The organism is Mycobacterium sp. D16R24 (assembly GCF_002013385.1).
GTDB lineage: Bacteria > Actinomycetota > Actinomycetes > Mycobacteriales > Mycobacteriaceae > Mycobacterium.
Genome location: NZ_MAEV01000014.1, coordinates 95,378 through 112,703, shown reverse-complemented (window position 1 = coordinate 112,703; position 17,326 = coordinate 95,378). Strand labels below are relative to the sequence as shown.

The following is a 17,326-nucleotide window of genomic DNA, read 5'->3' as shown; positions in this document are numbered from 1 at the left end:
CCATGCACCGTCAGAGGAGATAAGCACACATGGCGTTCGACAACCCGTTCCTCGACTCGGCGGGCCACATCAAGTTCCCAGAAGACGGGAGCATCGTTGGTCACGTCGAAGGTTGGGCGGAGTCGCAGGGCGACAGCCTGGCGTACCGGTTCCTCGACTTCTCCAAAGAGCGCGATGGCGCCTATATCGACATCACCTGGTCGGAGTTCGGCGCACGCAACCGCGCCGTCGCGGCCCGCCTGCAGCAGGTGACCAAGCCGGGCGACCGCGTCGCCATCCTGGCGCCGCAGAGCCTCGACTACCTGGTCGCGCACTTCGGTGCCCTCTATGCCGGCGCAATTTCGGTGCCGCTGTTCGATCCCAGCGAGGCCGGCCATGCGGGCCGCCTCCATGCGGTGCTCGACGACTGCCAGCCGTCCGCGGTGCTGACCACGACCGAGTGCGCCGAGGGCGTGCGGAAGTTCTTCCGGAACCGTCCCCCCAAGGAGCGCCCCCGTGTGATCGCCGTTGATGCGATTCCGGCGGACGTCGGGCAGACCTGGGTGGAGCCCGTGGCCACCAAGGACACCATCGCCTACCTGCAGTACACCTCCGGTTCGACCCGCGCCCCGGCGGGTGTGCAGATCACGCACCTGTCGCTCGCCACCAACCTGCTGCAGTTGGTCGACGCGTTGTCGCAGCAGGAAGGCAAGGACGGTCAGTCCGGTCACCGTGGGACCACCTGGCTGCCGTTCTTCCATGACATGGGTCTGATCACGGTGATGGTGCCGTCCATGATCGGTGAGCACATGACGGTAATGAGTCCGGCGGCGTTCATTCGCCGCCCGCTGCGCTGGCTGCGGGAGATGGCGGTCAAGGGTGACGACCGCTCGGGAAGCTTCTCGGCGCTGCCCAACTTCGCCTTCGAGCATTGCGCGCTGCGCGGTCTGCCCAAGGAGGGCGAGCCGCCGCTGGACCTGTCGAACGTGTACTCGATCATCAACGGTTCCGAGCCGGTGTCGACGTCCTCCATCAAGAAGTTCTGCGACGCCTTCGAGCCCTACGGCTTTGACCCCAGGGCCATTCACCCGTCCTATGGCATGGCCGAGGCCACGCTGTTCGTCACCTCTACCATCTGGAACACGGACCGGGCGCGCGTGCTGCACGTGGACCGCACCGAGCTGAACGCCGGGCGCATCGTGGAGGTGGAGCCGGGCGCTGAAAACTCGGTGACCCAGGTGTCCAGCGGACGGATGGCCCGCGACGAGTGGGGCGTCATCGTGGACGGTGAGACCGCCTCCGAACTGCCCGACGGCCAGATCGGTGAGATCTGGTTGCACGGCAACAACATTGGCTCCGGCTACTGGGGCCGGCCAGAGGAAACCCGCGAGGCGTTCCAGAACACTCTCAAGTCGCGGATCGCCGAATCGCATGCCGAGGGTGTGCCGGACGACGCCATCTGGCTCAACACCGGTGACCTCGGAGTGTGGGTGGACGGCGAGCTGTACATCACCGGTCGCGTCAAGGACCTCATCATCGTGGACGGGCGTAACCACTACCCGCAGGATGTGGAGTTCACCGCGCAGGAAGCCAACAAGGCGCTGCGTCCGGGATACGTCGCGGCGTTCTCGGTGCCGGCCAACCAGCTGCCGCAGGTGGTCTTCGACAACCCGCACGCCGGCTTGAAGTACGACCCGGAGGACTCCTCCGAGCAGTTGGTCGTCATCGGCGAGCGCAGCGTGGGTGCTCACAAGTCGGATAACCAAGCGGTGGGTGACGACGTGCGCGCCGCGGTCGCGGTGCGCCACGGTGTGACGGTGCGCGATGTGCTGCTGGTTCCGGCCGGCTCGATCGCGCGGACCTCCAGCGGCAAGATCGCCCGCCGGGCCGCGCGGACCAGCTACCTGGATGGCAGCCTGCGCGGCGGCTACCAGCAGACCGCATTCCCCGACGACCGGCAGTAACCGTTACACACGGTCGTCCGTACGCGATACCCCGGAGAGGGCTCGAACATGACTGATACGCAACAGGATTCGATACCAGAGATCGAAACCGAGCCCGAGGCTCCAGAAGCTGCGACATCCACGGGCGGCGCCGAGCTGACTGTCGCCGAGATGCGCGAGTGGCTGCGCAACTGGATCGCCAAGGCCACCGGGGTGAGCCCCGATCGCATTGACGAGTCGGCACCTATGGTGGAGATGGGTCTGTCCTCGCGCGACGCGGTGGCCATGGCGGCCGATATCGAAGACCTCACCGGGGTGACGCTGACGGCCACCGTGGCCTTCCAGCACCCCACCATCGAGTCACTGGCCACCCGCATCATCGAGGGCGAGCCGGAGTTGCCGGACGCCGGTGATGAGGACTGGTCACGCGATCCCAAGGCTGCCACAGGCGAATTCGATATTGCGGTGATCGGTCTTGCCACCCGCCTGCCCGGTGACGTCAATACCCCGGCGGAGCTGTGGGAGGCGCTGTTGGAGGGCCGCGACGCGATCACCGACCTGCCCGAGGGGCGCTGGGAAGAGTTCACCAGTGAACCGCGAATCGCCGAACGCGTTGCGCAAGCCGCCACCCGTGGCGGATACCTCAAGGACATCAAGGGGTTCGACGCCGAGTTCTTCACGCTCTCCAAGATGGAGGCCGACAATATCGATCCGCAGCAGCGGATGGCCCTCGAACTCACCTGGGAGGCGCTGGAGAACGCGCGCATCCCGGCATCGAGCCTCAAGGGAGACAGCGTCGGTGTCTACATCGGCAGCTCCAACAACGACTACGGTTACCTGTCGGTGGCCGACCCCACCGTTATGCACCCGTACGCCATCACCGGAAACGCGAGTTCGATTATCGCCAACCGGGTTTCGTACTTCTTTGACTTTCGCGGCCCCAGTGTCGCCGTCGACACCGCATGTTCTTCCTCGTTGGTCGCGGTACATCAGGGCGTGAAGGCCCTGCGGTCCGGTGAGGCCGACGTCGTGTTGGCCGGTGGCGTGAACGCACTCATCACACCGCTCGTGACGGTCGGTTTCGACGAGGTCGGCGGCGTGCTGGCCCCGGACGGCCGCATCAAGTCGTTCTCGCAGGATGCCAACGGCTACAGCCGTTCCGAGGGTGGCGGCATGCTGGTGCTCAAGCGCCTCTCCGATGCGCGACGCGACGGTGACCCGATCATGGCGATCATCGCCGGGTCCGCGGTGAATCACGATGGCCGGTCCAATGGTCTGCTCGCGCCAAACCCCGACGCCCAGGCCGAGGTGTTGCGCAAGGCCTACAAGGACGCCGGTATCGATCCGCGCACCGTCGACGTCATCGAGGCGCACGGCACCGGCACTATTCTCGGCGATCCGATCGAGGCCGACGGCCTGGGCCGGGTAGTGGGCCGTGGCCGCGACGCCGACAAGCCGGCACTGCTGGGCTCGGCCAAGTCGAACTTCGGGCACCTGGAATCCGCGGCCGGTGCCGCGAGCCTGTCGAAGATCGTGCTGGCCCTGCAGAACAACAAGGTTCCGCCGTCGATCAACTACACCGGCCCTAACCCATACATCGACTTCGACGCAATTCACTTGAAGGTCGTCGACCAGGTCTCCGACTGGCCGCGCTACAGCGGGCACGCCATCGCCGGTGTTTCCGGCTTCGGTTTCGGTGGCGCCAACGCCCACATCGTGGTGCGTGAGGTGCTGCCGATCGACCTGGTGGAACCCAGTGAGCCGTCAGAATCCGACGTGGACGAAGATTCCGACGTCGACGGCAAACATGTTGTGGCAGAGGCGGATACTGAAGAAGGAAAGGTCGAATCCGTTGAGTCCCGGTTTAATGAGTACGGCGAGTTCATCGGCGGGTACTCCGATGGGCCGCAGGAGCTACCCGGACTGACCGATGAGGCCAAGCGCCTCAAAGAGGAGGCGTTGGCCGAGCTTTCTGCCGAAGAGCCGGTGACTCCCGTTGTTCCGCTCTTTATCTCGGGCTTCCTGTCCTCTCGCAAGAAGGCCGCCGCGGCCGCGCTGGCGGACTGGATGGAATCCGAAGAGGGCCAGTCCTATTCGCTGGAGTCCATCGGGCGATCGCTGTCCCGGCGCAATCATGGGCGCTCGCGCGCCGTGGTGTTGGCCCACGATTTCGATGAGGCCATCAAGGGCCTGCGCGCCGTCGCCGAAGGCAAGCAGAAGCCGTACGTCTACTCCGTGGATGGTCCCGTCACCAGCGGTCCGGTGTGGGTGATGGCCGGTTTCGGTGCGCAGCATCGCAAGATGGGTAAGAGCCTGTACCTGCGCGATCCGATCTTCGCGGAGTGGATCGACAAGGTCGACGCGTACGTGCAGGACGAGCGGGGTTACTCCGTTCTCGAGTTGATCCTCGACGACTCGCACGAGTACGGCATCGAGACCAGCAACATTGCCATCTTTGCGATCCAAATCGGTCTGGGCGAGGTGCTCAAGGCCCATGGCGCCAAGCCCACCGCGGTGATCGGGCAGTCGCTGGGCGAGCCCGCGTCGGCCTATTTCGCGGGGGGGCTGTCGCTGGCTGACGCCACCCGCGTCATCTGCTCGCGTGCCCACCTGATGGGTGAGGGCGAGGCGATGCTGTTCGGTGACTACATCCGGCTGATGGCGTTGGTGGAGTACTCGGCCGACGAGCTCCGGACGGTGTTCGCCGACTTCCCCGACCTCGAGGTGTGCGTGTACGCCGCCCCCTCACAGACCGTCATCGGTGGTCCACCGGCGCAGGTCGACGCGATCGTGGCGCGCTGCGAGGCCGAGGGCAAGTTCGCCCGCAAGCTCCAGACCAAGGGTGCCGGCCATACGTCGCAGATGGACCCGCTGCTCGGCGAGTTCGCCGCCGAACTGCAGGGGATCGAGCCGATGACCCCGAAGATCGGGATCTTCTCGACGGTGAACGAGGGCACATTCATTCGCCCCGGCGGTGACCCCGTGCACGATGTCGACTACTGGAAGAAGGGAATGCGGCATTCGGTCTACTTCACCCATGGCACCCGTAACGCCGTGGATGCCGGATACACCACCTTCCTGGAGCTGGCACCGAATCCTGTGGCGCTCATGCAGGTTGGGCTCACCACCATGTCATCGGGACTGCCTGACGCACAGCTGATCGCGACGCTCGCCCGTAAAGAGGACGAGGTCGAGTCCATGGTCAAGACGATGGCGCAGCTCTATGTGTATGGCCATAGCCTGGATCCGCGGACGCTGTTCGGTGCGGCAACCAGGTCGGCGGATTACGCGCCGATTCCTCCGACCGAGTTCAAGCGCAAGAAACATTGGCTCCCCGCGCATTTCAGTGTTGATGGCGCGACCCGGATCCCCGGTACACACGTATCGCTGCCCGATGGCAAGCATGTGTGGGAATGGAGCCTGGGAGCCGCAACGCCGGCGACATCTGACGTGAGCGGTATTTCCGCTCTTCTCCCCGAGCTGGTGAAAGCCGCTGCGGTAACGGTGCTTCCGGATGCTCAACTCACCGCATCTGAGCAGCGGGCAATCCCGGGCGAGGGTTCTACGCTGGTGACCACGCTGTCTCGCCATCCCGGTGGGGCCACCGTGCAGGTGCACGCCCGCATCGGTGAATCATTCACCCTCGTCTACGACGCGGTGGTGTCCCGTGCGGGTCAGGGCGGCGCACTGCCGTTCGCGACCGCTGCGGGTGTCGTCACCAACGGTTCGGCGACGGCCTTGGCCCCGGCCCAGGCGGTCGCGGTCGCGGAGGACGAGGTGCCCGAAGAGATTCACGACAACCTGCTCTCCGGGGCGGGTGCGGGTGCCGACTTCAAGAAGTGGAGCAAGGAGTCCGGCGAGCCGGTTATCGAGCGGCTGGCCGCGATCGTGTCGTTGGCCATGGGCTACGAGCCCGAGGACGTGCCGCGCGAGGTGCCGTTGATCGAGCTGGGTCTGGATTCATTGATGGCTGTGCGCATCAAGAACCGCGTCGAGTTCGACTTCGACCTGCCGCCCATCCAGCTGCAGGCCGTGCGCGATGCCAACCTGCTCGATGTCGAGCGGCTGGTTGTCTACGCGCTGGAGAACCCCGACGCCGTGCACGAGCTGCACGACTACCAGCAGACCGATGAATTCAAGGAGGCCGCGCCGACCGGCGGCATGCTGTCCAAGGCCGATCTCGAGAAGGCGCTGGAAGCCGCCCCGCAGGCCGCGGAGCCGGAGCCCGTCGCCGAGAGTGCACCCGCGGCGGAACCGGCCCTCTCTGCGGAGACCTCTGAGCTGGCCAAGGCTGCCGCCGTGATGAACCAGGAGGCCATCGCCGAGGCGCTGAATGCCGATGTGCCACCGCGTGATGCGGCCGAACGTGTCGCCTTCGCGACGTGGGCCATCGTCACCGGCGAGTCGCCGGGCAGCATCTTCAACGCGCTGCCCAAGATCGACGACGCGACGGCCGAGAAACTCGCAGAACGCCTTTCGCAGCGTGCCGATGGTGAGATCGGCGCCGAGGAGGTCAAGCTCGCGCCGACCATCGAGGCACTCGGTGAGGTTGTCCGCAGCCGATTGGAAGCCGGCAAGATCGACGGCTTCGTGCGGACCCTGCGGCCCAGGCAGGAGGGTTCGACGACGGTCCCGGTCTTCGTGTTTCATCCGGCGGGCGGGTCGACGGTCGTCTACGAGCCGCTGTTGAAGCGCCTGCCCGAGGACACGCCGATGTTCGGTTTCGAGCGCGTCGAGGGCACCATCGAGGAGCGGGCAACCCAATACGTGCCGAAGCTTCTCGAGCTGCACAAGGGTCCGTTCATTCTCGCCGGGTGGTCACTCGGTGCGGTGTTGGCGTACGCCTGCGCGGTGGGCCTCAAGGAGGCCGGCGCCGAGGTGGCCTGGGTCGGCAATATCGACGGGGTGCGCCCCGGGACGCCGATCCTGACGACCACGGAGGAGACCCGCAAGCGCTGGGACCGGTATGCGGCCTTTGCGCAGAAGACCTTCAACGTGCAGATCCCGGCCATCCCGTATGAGCAGCTGGAGGAGCTCGACGACGAGGGCCAGGTCAGGTTCGTGCTGGAGGCTGTCAAGGCGGCCGGCGTGGAGATCCCCGGTGGGATCATCGAGCACCAGCGCACGTCCTACCTGGACCAGCGGGCCATCGACACGTCGACGCCGGTGCCGTTCGACGGCCATATGACGCTGTACATGGCGGACCGGTACCACGACGACGCCATTACGTTCGAGCCCGCGTACGCGACTCGCCAGCCCGACGGTGGCTGGGGCGAGTTCGTCTCTGATCTCGAGGTGGTTCCGGTCGGTGGGGAGCACATTCAGATCATCGACGAACCGTTCATCGCTAAGGTCGGTGCTCATATGAGTCAGGCATTGCGTTCCATCAATGCGAAGAACCAGGAAGGCTAGACGTGCCACCACATACAACCGCGGAGAAGGTCGCCGACCTGCGTGAGCGGATTGCCCGCACGCAAGAGCCGGGTGACGCCAAGGCCATCGCCAAGCGTGATGCCAAGGGCATCCCGAGTGCGCGCGCCCGCATCCACGCCCTGCTCGACAAGGGCAGCTTCCTGGAGCTCGGCGCGTTTGGGCGTACTCCTGGTGATCCGAATGCGCCCTACACCGATGGTGTGGTGACGGGGCTGGGCCGCATCGACGATCGTCCGGTGGCGGTGTTCTCCCACGACCAGACGGTGTACCAGGGGAGCGTCGGCGAGATGTTCGGCCGCAAGGTCGCCAAGCTCATGGAGTGGGCGGCCACCAACGGCTGCCCGGTGATCGGCATCAACGACTCCGCGGGTGCCCGCATTCAAGACACCGCCACGTCGTTGGCCTGGTACGCCGAGCTGGGGCGTCGCCACGAGATGCTGCGCGGCATGGTCCCGGAGATCTCGTTGATCTTCGGAAAGTGTGCCGGCGGTGCGGTGTACTCACCGATCCAGACCGACCTGGTGGTCGCGGTGCGCGATCAGGGCTACATGTTCATCACCGGACCCGACGTCATCAAGGACGTCACCGGCGAGGATGTCACGTTCGACGAACTCGGCGGCGCGGATGTACAGGCCCAGCGTGGCAACATCCACAAGGTGGTCGAGGACGAGGCGGCCGCGTACCAGTACGTTCGCGATTACTTGAGTTTCTTGCCCTCCAACACCTTTGACTATCCGCCGGTCATCAACCCGGGCCTGGAGCCCGAGATCACCGAGGACGATCTGTACCTCGACACGATCATCCCGGATGCCGATAACCAGGGCTACGACATGCACGAGGTCCTGTTGCGGATCTTCGACGACGGTGACGTCTTCGAGATCGCTGACCAGCGCAGCCCATCCATGATCACCGCGTTCGCCCGCGTCGACGGAAGCCCGGTCGGCGTCATCGCCAACCAGCCGATGCACATGTCTGGCGCGGTGGGCAATGAGGCCTCCGACAAGGCGGCCGGTTTCATCCGGTTCTGTGACTCGTTCAATCTTCCCCTGGTATTCGTCGTCGACACCCCGGGAGCCATGCCGGGTGTGGAAGAGGAGACCAACGGCGTCATCAAGCGCGGCGGTAGGTTCTTCAACGCCGTGGTGGAGGCCGATGTACCCAAGGTGACGATCATTACCCGCAAGGCATACGGCGGTGGGTATGCGGTCATGGGCTCCAAGCAGCTCTCGGCCGACCTGAACTTCGCCTGGCCGACCGCACGGATCGCGGTGATCGGTGCCGAGGGTGCGGCGCAGCTGCTGGTCAAGCGATTCCCCGACCCGACCGCGCCCGAGGTGCAGAAGATTCGCGCCGACTTCATCGAGGGCTACAACGCCAACTTAGCCACTCCGTGGATCGCCGCCGAACGCGGCTACATCGATGGCGTGATCGAGCCGCATCAGACCCGGCTGCTCTTACGCCAGTCGCTGAAGCTATTGCAGGACAAGCAGATCAGCCGAGTCCAGCGTAAGCACGGCCTCACCCCGATCTAACGATTCAGCGCACGAAGGCCCCCGCACGCACCGCGTGTCGGGGGCCTTCGTGCGGAAAGAGTCAGTCGCGCAGAACGAGGGCGCGGCTGCCCGCGTGGGCCCAGACCATGGCGGCACCGATCGAGATCAGCACCGTTACCCAGGAGAACCAGGTGACGTCGACGCGTGGGCCGGAAATGAAGCTGTCCTGCACTGCCGGCCAGTAGGTCGGCATGAGGTGCACGTATCCGAGCCCCAAAACGCTGGCCGTGCCGACAATCACGGTGGCTTCCGGCGCGTGCTTGCGGTGGCGCAGGATCATCGTCACGGCAATCGCGATGAGAACGGCGTGGGTGGCGGAGAGATAGGTCAGCGTTACCGGTGCCGCGGTCACTCCGCGCCGTAGGTGATCGATGACGTCCAGTCCCCAGCCCACGACGAAGGCGATGGTGGCCGCGCGCAGGAACCTGTCGGCGCGAGTGGTGAGCTCTGTCATCGCAACCTCCCTCGGTCTACTACAAGCGATAGTAGATACCTAGCCCGTACTCGGCAAGGTGCTTTCCTCGGCGCGGTACGGCTGTCCGTGAGGGTCGAGGCAATGACTTGATGCCCCGGTGTCCTCGTGGTCGACCTGCAACGTCGTGTGGTCGAGGTCGTACTGCGTATGGAGTAACCCCTCGATCTTGCGCCGTATTCCGTGACAGTCCGCATCCGGGGCCACCAAAATGTGCGCCGACAACGCGGGCTGACCGGAGGTGATCTGCCAGATGTGAAGGTCGTGCACCTCGGCGACGGAGGGCAACGATGCGAGCTGGGCTCCGATGGCATCGGGATCCAGATTGGCCGGCGCGGCTTCCAGGAAGATGCGGCCCGATTCGCGTACCAGGCCCCAGCCGGCTTTGAGCATCAACGCGGCGACGACGAGCGCGGCGATGGCATCGGCTCGAGTGAAGCCGGTCAGCCAGACCACGGCACCGGCGACGGCGGTGGCGATGAAGGCGTACAGGTCGTTGAGGATGTGCTGGAAGGCCCCCTCGACGTTCAGGCTGGATCGGTTGGCCTTACTGATGCACCAGGTGGCGGCCACGTTGACGGCGATTCCCGCGAGCGCGGTGACAAACACGAGGAGCCCCGACACCTCCGGGGGAGTGATCAGGCGGCGGATGCCCTCGTAGATGAAGAAGGCCGCGAGCAGGAAAAGTGTGACGCCATTGGCCTGTGCCGACAGGATCTCGGCACGCTTGAGCCCGTACGTGTAGCTGCCGCGGGCAGGGCGCAAGGCGAGGCGAATAGCGATGAGCGCCAGCACGATCGAGGCCGCATCGGTCAGCATGTGTCCGGCGTCGGAGATCAGGGCCAGGGACTGGGCGATGAAGCCGATGACCACTTCGACGGCCATGAACCCGCCGATCAGCACCAGCGCGATGGTCAGCCATTTGCGGTCGGCGTTCGCACTCACGCCGTGGCTGTGCGAGTGTCCGGATCCGTGCTCGTGTGCGTCCGTAGCCATGCCCACTCCTTTGTCATAATGCATGCAAACATATGCATGCTAGCATGCATCATGACAAGCGTTCAGCCCCTGACGTGTCCTAAGTGTGAGTCGCAGATGCTGTCGACGAAGTGGTTTGGTGTGCGCACATTTCAATGCACGGGATGTGCGGCCGTGCTGCTGGAGCAGGACAGCCTGCAGCAGTTCGTGGACGGCGCCGCGCGCTTCGGCCCGTCGGCGCATATCGACCAGGCGCCCGCATCGCAGCCGTATCTGCCCCCCACAGGATTACCGCGGCATCATGGGCGGGCTGTTCGGCGGCGGTGGTGGGCACGGCTATCGCCGCCGCGGCCACCATTGATACGTAGCGCTACGGCTTGATACGTATCTTGTTCGGCTTCCATAGTCCGCTGTGCGCCGCGGAGCCGTACTCGATCTGTGCGGGCTGGGCGTCGACGATGGTGTCGAACTTGCGCAGTGAACCCCAGTCCCTGCCCCAGTCTCTCGAGAGGTAGGTCGGCATCACGTGCGCCCGCAGGAGCAGATCGGTGATACCGAGTAGGCCGCCATTCTCGCCGTCCTGCCAGGTGTCGGTGTCCTTTCGTTTCTGGTCGTAGTCCGGAGTGATGCGGAACTCGGGGACCTCGGTGATTCCGTACTGGTGCAGCATCGGCTGCTGGCAAGGGAAGACGAGACCCACGGTCCAGTCCAGCAGCACCGGCTTGTCGCGGCCCACATACTCCTGCAACGACTTCAGCTCCGGCGCCCGCGGCGGGGCGAAGGCCAGCCAATCGCCCGGAGTCAGTGATCCGTCGATCGCCACGATGCGGACGGCGGTCGCGGTGTCGGGAATATCCGAGCGGGCGAAGCGCAGATTGCGCCACGAGGGTGCGGGCCCCAGATCGTAGGGTGTCAGGCGTCCGGCCGGTGTGAACGTGCCGTTCGGGGCGGCCGTGCCGTACTCCAACTGCAGTGTCTGACCGGACATTTCGCCCTTGACGTTCTTGGCGGCGATGGTTCCGGCAGCGGTGACCACGACCAGCGGATGACTGGTATCGCGGGCCGGCAGCTGATACCAGTCGGATGTCACCTTGGCCTGCTGCTGCGGGCCAACGCGGTAGGAGCCCACGATCGGCACCCGAGCCGGATCCAACTCGTAGGGCAGACGCACGGCGGAGCCGTTGATGCCCGGAGTCTTGGTGCGGTCCTTGGAGTCCCAGTCGTAGTCGGTTCCCGGCCGCGAGTCGCTCATCCGGATGGATTCGGCGACGATCTTGTCGGGCACCCCATCGGCGCTGAAGCCGGAGGGGTCGGCGCCACCGAGCGGGCCGAGCGGACCGGTAGATGTACCGATGGCCGATAAGAAACCGGCGTTCGCGTCGGACTCGACGAGAATGTCATCGGCCAACCCGCATCCGCCCGCAAGCTCGCGGATGTTGGCCCAGCCGTTGGAATACGTCGGATACTGCCGCACGACGCCGATCGCCAGCTGGCAGATGGACGTCAGCACCATGAACCCGGCGGCCCAGGCCACCGGGGCAGACGTGATGGACCTCGTCACGCGGTTGTCTTCGTGTCTTGGCGAGAAGTGCAACCATGCGGCGTAGGCCACCGCAAGTGCGAAGAGCGCGAAGAATATTGTGCTGACACTGATTCCGGCGATCTTGGGCATGCTGCTGTTGAACGGAACGCCGAAACTTGAGACGTACCACCATCCGGCAGCACTGGCCCAGCTCAGCGCCAGCACGAAGAGCACCGTCGCCACGACCGCCATCCGGTTGCGGCTCCAGCGCAGCACCTGTGGTGATACCAGCACCGTGGCCAGCGCGGCCACGGCAGCACCCAGGGCGGCGAAGAGTCCGAAGTGGTGCACCCACTTCGTCGGTGCGAACATCAGGAAGAAGATGGTGCCGAAAACGACGCCCAGCACGCGCCAGGCCGGCCCGCGCGCCACACCGGGAACTCGATTGCGGCGCAACAGGATAAACATGGCAATGAAGAGGCATGCGGCGATCAGTAGGAATCCGAAGCGCCGCGATACCGAGCCGTCGACTGTCGGCAGGAACATGTAGTAGTACCGCAGATTGTCGGTGTACCACGCCTGTGACGGTCCGATAGCCGTGCGAATCCGAGTGGCCTCGATGACCGTTGCCAGGGTTTGATCGGAGAACACCACAGGCAAGATGACCGTTCCGGCAGCCAGCATGGGGGCCACCAACGGCCAGGTGCCCACCTGACGGTGCTTGGTCACGATGATCCGCAGAATGGGCCGACCGCCGGCAAGTAGTGCGGCGACGGCGATTAGACCCGTCGGCTGGATTCCGAGGGTGAAGGCGGCGGTGATGATCGCCAGCGCGGCCGGGGTCAACCGGCGGGAGGTGATGGCGCGCTCAATGAGCACCCAGGTGATCAGCGATCCGACGGCGATCTGGCCCTCGGGGCGCAGGCCGTTGTTGAACGGGAACCACGATGCCAGCAGCACGAAGCCGGCCGCCCATGCGGCAGGCTTGCTGCGGGCGACGGCGGGCCCCAAGCGGGGCAACACTTCCCGGCTGATCAGCAGCCAGCAGACCAGCGAGGCAACCAGGTCGGGCAGCCGGATCCACAGGCTGATATCGCTGACCTTGGTCATGATGGCCAGCAGGTTGTAGTACCAGCCGAAGGGGTCCTCGGGGCTGCCGAACCAGCGGAAGTAGTTGGCCATGTACCCGGCGTGCTCGGCGGTGCGCGCCATGCCCATCTGATAGCCGTCGTCCGAGGATCCCGCGCCGATCACGTACCAGAGCACCAGGCTGCTCATGATGACGGTGTCGGTGAAATCGAAACGGCGCCAACGAGTGGGGATGACCCGTTGCATGCGATGGCCGTCTGTCTGGTCGATCCGCCACAGTGCCAGCAGCGCGATGATGGTGGATATCACCGCACCCACCATTGCGGCGAGTTTGAGAAGTGTTGGGCTGGACGAGAACCGGGTATCAATATGGGCGGTCAGGCTCAGTCCTGCCGGTGCCGGACCGCTGAGCTGGGTGAAGACCCCGACAATCTGGGGCCGCAGGTTGGGATCGGGGAAGCCGCTGGTGAGGTCTTTGCCGGATTTCTCGGCCCCATCACCGCGAAGACCTTCGAACGTCGCGAAGGTGCCCTTGTCCGACGAGGTGATGACGATCTGTCGGCAGTCGGAAGAGGCCACCTTGGCGCGCGGAACGCTGGCGATGACCACGTTCCGGTCGGTGATGTCGACGCGCTCCTTGGTGGCCCTGACGAACAGGCCCTGAAGCGCCGCCTCTTTGCCCTCGGGCGGTGCGGTGCCCAGGATCACCGCACCCGCTGCGGGTACCGCGTTGATCACCGTGCACGGCACGATCACCGTCATGTCCATCGGTGTCTGGGTGATCAGCGGCGCGGTGACGTTGGTGAGTTGACCCTGCTGCGGCCAGTCGAGGGTCGCGGTGGATACCTTGACCGGCAGGAGCGGGATAGAGACGCTCAACACGAACCCGAGTAGACCGAAAACGGTTGCCGTCCATCGTGCGATGTTCAGCTTGCGGGCCTCAGGGGAGGTGTCTGTCACGGAATTCTGTGTCATGGCAGGGCTCGAATCGGTCCTTTGCGGGTCCAGCCGTTCACCACGACGGTGCCCTCGGTGAGTTGTGCGTTGGGTGCCAGATTCGGAGCGATGACGGGCTCGTACTTCTCGATTGAGCCCCAGTCGCGGAACCAGTCGTTACGCAGATAGGTGGGAACCGAGGAGGTCCGCAGCAGGGCGGTGGTGAACATGAAGGGGCCGCCGTCCTCGGCAGACATCCACATGTTCGACGAGGTGGCGACCTGCTTGTGCTCGGGCATGACCCGGAACTTGGGCAGCTCGGCCACTCCTAGGCGTTCACTGAACGGCCGCTGGCACGGGAAGTTTTGCGCCACAGCCATGTCCAGCAGCACCGGGGTGTTGGAGCCCAACAGATCCTGTGCGGTCTTGAGTGGGGGGACCCGGGGCGGGGTGAACGCCAGCCACTGGTCACTGGACAGGTTTGGGTCATCGGCGACGATCCGCACCACGTTGGCTCCCGGCGGAGCGGTCTTGGTGGGGAACCTCAGGTTGCGCCAGACTCGTTGTGGGCCAATGTCAATCGGCTCGTCCTGACGAAGTGCCTTCACTGCCCCGTCGCTGCCGCGAGTGCCCCATTCCAACTTCAGCTGTTGGCCATAGTTGATCTCGGGATTGAAGGTGCCATCCTGCTGGTGCGACCAGATCGCTCCTGCTGCCGACATCACTACCAGTGGTCGATCCGGGCTGGGCGGGGGAAGCTCGTACCACGACGACTTGAGGTGTGCCGCAATCGAATTCTCTCCGTAGCTGCCCATCACCGGCGTGCGGGCCGGGTCCAGTCCGAACGGCAGCAGCGCGCCGGAGCCATTGATTCCGGTGGGGCCAATACCACCGGTGGTTCCGGCCGCATCGCTTACCTCCATGATCGGCGCGTTGGGTGAGGCATCGGAGTTGACCAGGCCTGGCTTGCCGATGACGGGCAATGAGGTCATGCCGGTCTCCACGCCATCGGGGATGAAGCCGACAGGATCGGTACCACCAAGAGGCCCGTACTTACCTGCCGGCTGCCCCGGAGCAGGTTGCAGCAGGCCCTCATTGGCGTCAGGCTCGACGAGGACATCGTTGGCCATCGCGCAAGAGTTGCCGCTCAGGGCCAACAGATTGGCCTTACCGGTGGTGTAGGTGTCGCTACGTGCGTAGACCCCCTTGGCCATCGAGGAGACCTCGAGAATCACCATGATGGCCGCCACGATCAGCAGCGGGGTGGAGGCGAGGAGCCGGTTACGGCGGGTGTTCTCGACCTCGGTGTGCCCGGCGTAGTCCAAACGGAAGTGCAGCCAACCGGCCAGCAGCGCGGTGATGATCGAGAGCGCCAGGAACATGGTGGTGACCGGTTGTCCCGCGATGACCGGTTGCTTGTCGAACCACGGCACGCCGTAGTTGCCCACGTAGAACCAGCCGTTGATGCCCGAGGTCGCCCACGCCAGGATGAACAGCAGCGCGGTCACGTACAGCGCCAGGTTGCGTCGCGAATGCAGCCCAACGCGTGCGAATGTGAATGCGGCGACCGCACCGAGTGCACCGGCAAGTCCGGCGAAGACGCCGAACTGGATGGCCCACTTGGTGGGGGTGAAGGTGAGCAGCAGCAGTCCGATCGCGGTGCTGCCGATAAGCCGCCATACCGGCCCGCTGGCCAGGCCCGGCAGTACTCCGCGGCGCAGCAGCACCGCGAGGGTGCCGAAGAGACAGAGCAGCAGGATGAACACCGCGATGCGGCGCGTCAGCGAGCCGTCGACATTGGATTCGACCGTCAGGAAGTAGTAGCGCAGAAACTCCTGGTACCAGGCGATCGTCGGGCCCACCACGTACTTGATGCGGGCGGATTCGGCGACGGTGGCCAGGGTCTGGTCCCGGAAGGTGAAAGCGAACACTCCGGCGACTGAGGCCGCTAAGACCGCGGCAGGGGTGAACCGCCCGTACCGCAGACGCCGCACGGAGACGACGCGGGCGATGGCGCGCCCACCGGCGAGTAGTGGTCCCAGCGCGATCAGCCCTTGGGGGGCGACGGTGGCGGTGAGCAGCGCGGCGACGATCGCCAGCGCGGCGGGGGACAGGCGCCGGGTCGCAATGGAGCGCTCCACCAGGATCCAGGTGACCACGGTGCCGAACACGATGATCGGCTCGGGTCGCAGGCCGTTGTTGAAGGGCAGCCAGGCGGCCAGAAAGACCAGTGCGGCCGTCCACACCGCGGTGCGGCTCGTGGCGAGCTGCTCGCCGAGTCGGGGCAGCATCCTCTTGCGCAGGATGTACCAGGTGCCGACGCCCGCCAGGGTGGCCGGCACCCGCATCCAGACGCCGACCGTGCTCACCTGCGTGATCCAGCTTAAAAGGGTTGCGTACCAATCGAATGGTGAGGCGGTGGCACCAAAGTAGCGGTAGTACTCGGTGACGTATCCAGCCTGATGGGCTACCCGTGCCTCGACCAGGACATTGCCGTCGTCGGAGGTGATGGCACCGATGACATGCCAAAGAAGAAGTGTGCCAACGACTCCGATGTCGGCGACACCATTGGTCAGCAGCGTCGCGCGAGTTGGCAGGCGGAAGGAGGGCCGTCCGCGCTTACGTCCGCCGCGGTCCAGTACCGCCAGTGCGCCGATGGCGATCGCCACTGCGGCGAGGCCCAGCACCATGGCCGCCAGCTTCAATGTGGTTGGGCTGGTGATGAACCGGGTATCGACCACCACATGGGCAGTCGGCCCACCGGCGGCGGGCACCTTGAGGTCGGTGAATAGTCCGGTCACCTGGGGCTTGTTCTCGATGGCCAGGGTCCCGTGTGCGTTGGGAAGCCCGGCGAAGTTGGCGCCGACGCCGCCGGCATTGGCCCAGATGTCCAACGTGGTGCAGCCGCCGGATTCCACCGACTTGCGCGGGGCGACCGTCGCGACGTTATCGCGGAAGGCGACGACCACCAGATCGGAGGTGGCGCGGACGAACAACGCGTGCCGGCTTGCCTCGAATCCGCCGTCGGGACTGGTGGACAGTACAACGCCGCCGCTGGCGGGCAAGCTCGCGATAGCAGTGCACGGGATGTGGGCGTCGAAGGACAGCGGTGCGCCCGATACCAACGGTGCCGTGATGCTGGTGATGTTCCCGTCGGCTGTGACTCCCTGGGGCCAGCTGATGTCGACGGTGGACTGGCGGACCGGCAGCAGGGGAACAAGCACGCACAACAGCACACCGATGGTGGCCGCAGCCAATGAAATCAGACGTGCCCGCTGGGCTGTACCTGCTGTCGCGGACTTTAGAAGCGGCGAAGGCACGAGGGCGATGGTATGTGACGAAGCTTCGGGCACCTCAATGCAGCGCGCTCGGTTGGCCGGATTGAGACCTCTAACCTGGATACCAGTAGATACCTTGTTAGAAG

7 protein-coding genes and 1 pseudogene are annotated in these 17,326 nt (G+C 65.2%); 4 read left to right on the top strand and 4 right to left on the bottom strand.

Annotated features, from left to right (window positions below; all coding sequences use genetic code 11):
- Nucleotides 1-29: 29 nt before the first annotated feature.
- The 3 genes from fadD32 to B4383_RS13060 are packed head-to-tail and all read left to right on the top strand — an operon-like array spanning nt 30 to nt 8,887.
- A complete protein-coding gene (fadD32, locus tag B4383_RS13070; RefSeq protein WP_078290727.1) occupies nt 30-1,943 on the top strand; it encodes a long-chain-fatty-acid--AMP ligase FadD32 in 1,914 nt (637 codons plus the stop codon).
- A gap of 48 nt (nt 1,944-1,991) precedes the next feature.
- The gene (gene pks13, locus B4383_RS13065) at nt 1,992-7,334 is read left to right on the top strand and encodes a polyketide synthase Pks13 (RefSeq protein ID WP_078290726.1); all 5,343 of its coding nucleotides are present in this window, start codon (nt 1,992-1,994) and stop codon (nt 7,332-7,334) included.
- 2 nt (nt 7,335-7,336) lie between these two features.
- Nucleotides 7,337-8,887 carry an acyl-CoA carboxylase subunit beta gene (locus tag B4383_RS13060; RefSeq protein WP_078290725.1) on the top strand — a complete coding sequence of 517 codons (1,551 nt, stop codon included), beginning with the start codon at nt 7,337-7,339 and terminating at the stop codon, nt 8,885-8,887.
- 61 nt (nt 8,888-8,948) lie between these two features.
- On the opposite strand, the gene B4383_RS13055 is transcribed toward B4383_RS13060, so the two are convergent.
- Nucleotides 8,949-9,362: a hypothetical protein gene (locus tag B4383_RS13055; RefSeq protein ID WP_078290724.1), complete on the bottom strand. Its 414-nt coding sequence runs from the start codon at nt 9,360-9,362 to the stop codon at nt 8,949-8,951.
- 39 nt (nt 9,363-9,401) lie between these two features.
- Nucleotides 9,402-10,376 carry a cation diffusion facilitator family transporter gene (locus tag B4383_RS13050; RefSeq protein ID WP_078290723.1) on the bottom strand — a complete coding sequence of 325 codons (975 nt, stop codon included), beginning with the start codon at nt 10,374-10,376 and terminating at the stop codon, nt 9,402-9,404.
- 96 nt (nt 10,377-10,472) lie between these two features.
- On the opposite strand from B4383_RS13050, the pseudogene B4383_RS13045 reads away from it, so the two are divergent.
- Nucleotides 10,473-10,716 (top strand): annotated as a pseudogene (locus B4383_RS13045) (hypothetical protein).
- A 9-nt stretch (nt 10,717-10,725) separates the two neighbouring features.
- Here B4383_RS13045 and B4383_RS13040 read toward each other — a convergent pair.
- A complete protein-coding gene (locus tag B4383_RS13040) occupies nt 10,726-13,941 on the bottom strand; it encodes an arabinosyltransferase domain-containing protein (RefSeq protein WP_078290722.1) in 3,216 nt (1,071 codons plus the stop codon).
- Complete coding sequence (locus B4383_RS13035; RefSeq protein ID WP_078290828.1) at nt 13,938-17,222, bottom strand: arabinosyltransferase domain-containing protein; 3,285 nt, start codon at nt 17,220-17,222, stop codon at nt 13,938-13,940. The genes B4383_RS13040 and B4383_RS13035 overlap by 4 nt, the downstream gene beginning before the upstream one ends.
- Nucleotides 17,223-17,326 lie beyond the last annotated feature (104 nt).